The organism is Salinicola sp. MH3R3-1, from assembly GCF_001937155.1.
Taxonomy (GTDB): domain Bacteria; phylum Pseudomonadota; class Gammaproteobacteria; order Pseudomonadales; family Halomonadaceae; genus Salinicola; species Salinicola halophyticus.
Genome location: NZ_MSDP01000124.1, coordinates 1 through 657, shown reverse-complemented (window position 1 = coordinate 657; position 657 = coordinate 1). Strand labels below are relative to the sequence as shown.

The 657-nt window shown below is 58.1% G+C and carries 1 tRNA gene and 1 pseudogene; both read right to left on the bottom strand.

The annotated features are described in order from the left end of the window. Positions 1 to 389, bottom strand: a pseudogene (locus BTW08_RS18685) (hypothetical protein); the annotation flags it as partial. An 88-nt stretch (positions 390 to 477) separates the two neighbouring features. After that, a tRNA-Lys gene (locus BTW08_RS18680) sits at positions 478 to 553 on the bottom strand. Positions 554 to 657 lie beyond the last annotated feature (104 nt).

Genomic DNA, 657 nt, shown 5'->3' with positions numbered 1-657 from the left:
GTATCCGGCGCATTGCCCCGCTGATAGGTCTCATAAAGGACGTTGCCCCGGTGCAGGACCAGAAGCCCGGTGACATTGTTCAACGCGAGGTAGTCGTAAAGGTCGTAAGGCTCACCGTTCACCGTGGCCACCCAACCCTCGAGGTTCTGCGAGATCGGCGGCAGCGGGCGTGGGCGCCCTCCGGCCGCAATGACCCGGGAAGGAAACAGTCGATCGATATTGCGGAAAGTGCTGACCGCCAGATCCGGGACCAGCTGGCCCCCGTAGATCTGCTCGACGCTGCCGACAGATTCGTTGGCATGACGGTAATCAGTGGCCGACCGGGGCGGTTCGGATCGAGATGGGCGTGATGGACTGGAACAATCGGGCCGGAATGAACGGGACGCCATGAGAGGTCTCCTGAGGGAATTCTCAATCAGTAACACAGGCGTACGGAAACGCGCATCGGTTTGGCGGCAATGACAGGAAAAAACGAGATGGTGGGTCGTGTAGGATTCGAACCTACGACCAATTGGTTAAAAGCCAACTGCTCTACCAACTGAGCTAACGACCCAGAACGTACGACCGGCGGGGAGTGCCGAATCGGTGCCATGAAGGCGAGGAAGAGATCGATGGTGGGTCGTGTAGGATTCGAACCTACGACCAATTGGTTAAAAG